Source organism: Pseudomonas sp. BIGb0176, from assembly GCF_024810175.1.
Taxonomy (GTDB): domain Bacteria; phylum Pseudomonadota; class Gammaproteobacteria; order Pseudomonadales; family Pseudomonadaceae; genus Aquipseudomonas; species Aquipseudomonas protegens.
Genome location: NZ_JANUEC010000001.1, coordinates 2,348,209 through 2,351,524, shown reverse-complemented (window position 1 = coordinate 2,351,524; position 3,316 = coordinate 2,348,209). Strand labels below are relative to the sequence as shown.

Sequence of the window (3,316 nt, the reverse complement as noted above, 5' to 3'; positions counted from 1 at the left end):
GGCGCGGGGCAACACAGGCGCTGGCCCTGCCGGCGCCTGGACACCCGGTTTCATTCATCTGGAACACCGCTCACTACGGCAGCACGGTGTTCTGTAAGGGGGCTCGCCGCTGGCCGGTGCAGCCCGCCCTCAACGGACTTGTGGTCATCTATGGAAAAGTCGAAGTTTCGCAAAATCGGTATGGGGCTGTTGCTGGTGGTTGTGGCCGGGTTGATTTTCTATACGGTGCAGGCGCCGGCGGAGCCGCCGCAGTACCTGACCGCCAAGGTCGAACGGGGGGATATCGAGAACGCGGTCCTGGCCTCGGGCCTGCTCGAAGGCATCAAGCAGGTGGATGTCGGGGCCCAGGTCTCCGGGCAGTTGAAGTCGCTCAAGGTCAAGGTCGGGGACAAGGTGAAAAAGGGCCAGTGGCTGGCGGAAATCGACCCGCTGGTGCTGCAGAACACCCTGCGCCAGGCCCAGGTGGACGAGGAGAACCTGCAGGCCAAGCGCCGCGCCACTGCGGCCCAGCTCAAGGAAACCAAGGCCATCTACGAGCGCTACCGTGACTTGCAGTCCGACGCCTCGATTTCCCAGCAGGATTACGAGACCGCCGAATCCAACTACGAGGTGCAGCGGGCCAACCTGCTGTCCCTGGACGCGCAGATCAAGAGCGCGCACATCCAGATCGACACCGCCAAGGTCAACCTGGCCTACACCCGCATCGTCGCGCCGATCGATGGCGATGTGGTGGGGGTGGTGACCCAGGAAGGCCAGACGGTGATCGCCAACCAGCTGGCGCCGGTGCTGCTCAAACTGGCGGACCTGGACACCATGACCGTCAAGGCCCAGGTTTCGGAGGCCGATGTGATCCATATCGCCCCCGGCCAACAGGTGTACTTCACCATCCTCGGCGAGGCGGAAAAACGCTACTACGCCAAACTGCGGGGCACTGAGCCGGCGCCGCAGAACTTTCTCGAGACCCAGACCGCCGGCACCCCCAAGCAGAACACCGCGGTGTTCTACAACGCGCTGTTCGACGTGCCCAACCCGGACCATAGGCTGCGCATTTCCATGACTGCCCAGGTGCGCATCGTGCTGGATACCGCCAAGGACGTGCTGATGGTACCGGTGGCGGCCCTGGGCCCGCGCAATGCCGACGGCAGCTTCGCGGTGCGGGTGCTGGACGCCAAGGGCCATGCCCAGGCGCGCAACGTCAGCACCGGGATCAACAACAACGTCAAGGTGCAGATCAAGGACGGCCTGGCGGAGGGTGACCGGGTGGTGATCGGTGATCCGCTGCCCGGCACGGCAGGGGCCTGAGCATGAGCGAGCCCCTGCTGCACCTCACCGGCATCAGCCGCAGCTTCACCGCCGGGGATCGGGAGTTCCTGGCCCTCAAGCACATCGACCTGAGCATCCAGGCCGGGGAAATGGTGGCGATCACCGGGGCCTCGGGGTCGGGCAAGTCGACCCTGATGAACATCCTCGGCTGCCTGGACTACGCCACCGCCGGCAGCTACAAGGTCAACGGCCGGGAAACCCGCGACCTCGACGACCAGGCCCTGGCGGAACTGCGCCGCGACTACTTCGGCTTCATCTTCCAGCGCTACCACTTGCTGCCGCACCTGAGCGCCATGCACAACGTCGAGATGCCGGCGATCTACGCCGGTACCCCGCAAGTCAGGCGCCATGGCCGGGCCCGGGAACTGCTGGCGCGCCTGGGTTTGTCCGGGCACCTGGGCCACCGGCCCAACCAGCTCTCCGGCGGCCAGCAGCAGCGAGTGAGCATCGCCCGGGCGCTGATGAACGGCGGCGAAGTGATACTCGCCGACGAACCCACCGGTGCCCTGGACACCGCCAGTGGCAAGGAGGTGATGAACATCCTCCAGGAACTGCACGGCCTGGGGCACACGGTGATCATCGTCACCCACGACCCCAAGGTGGCGGCCAACGCCCAGCGCATCATCGAAGTGCGCGACGGCGAGATCGTCAGCGACCGGGCCAACCCGCGCCCGGCGGACGAGGCGCCGAGCGAGCCACCGGTCAGCGTGCGGCCCGCCGGTGCGCGGCGCCTGGTGGCCAGCCTGGGGCTGTTCAAGGAGGCCTTCGTGATGGCCTGGGTGGCGCTGGTCTCGCACCGCATGCGCACCCTGCTGACCATGCTCGGGATCGTCATCGGCATCACCTCGGTGGTGTCCATCGTGGCCATCGGCGAGGGCGCCAAGCGCTACGTGCTCAAGGACATCCAGGCCATTGGCAGCAACACCATCGACATCTTCCCCGGGGCCAGTTTCGGCGACAGCCGGGCGGCGGCGATCCAGACCCTGATGCCCGCCGACGTGACGGCCCTGAACCAGCTGTACTACGTCGACAGTGCCACGCCCATGGTCGGCCGCAGCCTGTTGCTGCGCTACGGCAACATCGATCTCAACGCCACGGTCAACGGCGTCAGCCACCTGTACTTCCAGGTTCGCGACATCAAGCTGGCCAGCGGCATTTCCTTCAGCGAGAACGACGCGCGGCGCCAGGCCCAGGTGGTGGTGATCGACCACAACACCCGCAACCGCCTGTTCGGCTCGGATGTCGACCCGCTGGGGCAGGTGATCCTGGTGGGCAACCTGCCGTGCACGGTGATCGGCGTGACCCGGGAGAACAAGAACATGTTCGCCGCCAGCAACCTGCTGAACGTCTGGCTGCCCTACGAGACCGCCGCCGGGCGGGTGCTCGGCCAGCGCCACCTGGACAGCATCAGCGTGCGGATCAAGGACGGCCAGCCGAGCAAAGTGGTGGAGGAGCATGTGAAGAAGCTGATGGAGCAGCGCCACGGCACCAAGGATTTCTTCACCAACAACCTCGACAGCATCATGCAGACGGTGCAGCGCACCAGCCGCTCCCTGGCCCTGCTGCTGTCGCTGATCGCGGTGATTTCCCTGGTGGTGGGGGGAATCGGGGTGATGAACATCATGCTGGTGTCGGTCACCGAGCGGACCCGGGAGATCGGCATCCGCATGGCGGTGGGGGCCCGGCAGTCGGATATCCGCCAGCAGTTCCTGGTGGAGGCGGTGATGGTCTGCCTGATCGGTGGGGCCATCGGCATCAGCCTGTCGTTCGCCATCGGCTACCTGTTCACCCTGTTCATCAAGGAGTGGGAGATGGTGTTTTCCATGGGGTCGATCATTACCGCGTTCGCCTGTTCGACCCTGATCGGCATCGTCTTCGGCTTCGTTCCGGCGCGCAACGCCGCGCGCCTGGATCCCATCGAGGCCCTGGCCCGGGATTGACAGGCCGTAGACCGAACCGCCGGCGCTGGGGCCGGCGGGGGTTACAGGGCCAA

Annotated in this window: 2 protein-coding genes; both read left to right on the top strand. The window is 66.0% G+C overall.

Annotated features, from left to right (window positions below):
• Positions 1-150 precede the first annotated feature (150 nt).
• Positions 151-1,302, top strand: coding sequence for a macrolide transporter subunit MacA (gene macA / locus M2395_RS10280; protein ID WP_011060449.1), 1,152 nt, complete (start codon positions 151-153; stop codon positions 1,300-1,302).
• Positions 1,303-1,304: 2 nt separating this feature from the next.
• Positions 1,305-3,263: a MacB family efflux pump subunit gene (locus M2395_RS10275; protein ID WP_077933748.1), complete on the top strand. Its 1,959-nt coding sequence runs from the start codon at positions 1,305-1,307 to the stop codon at positions 3,261-3,263.
• Positions 3,264-3,316 lie beyond the last annotated feature (53 nt).

Excerpts from the sequence above, each read along its gene's own strand:
- M2395_RS10275 (WP_077933748.1), top strand. The coding sequence starts at position 1,305 with ATGAGCGAGCCCCTGCTGCACCTCACCGGCATCAGCCGCAGCTTCACC.
- macA (WP_011060449.1), top strand. The coding sequence starts at position 151 with ATGGAAAAGTCGAAGTTTCGCAAAATCGGTATGGGGCTGTTGCTGGTG.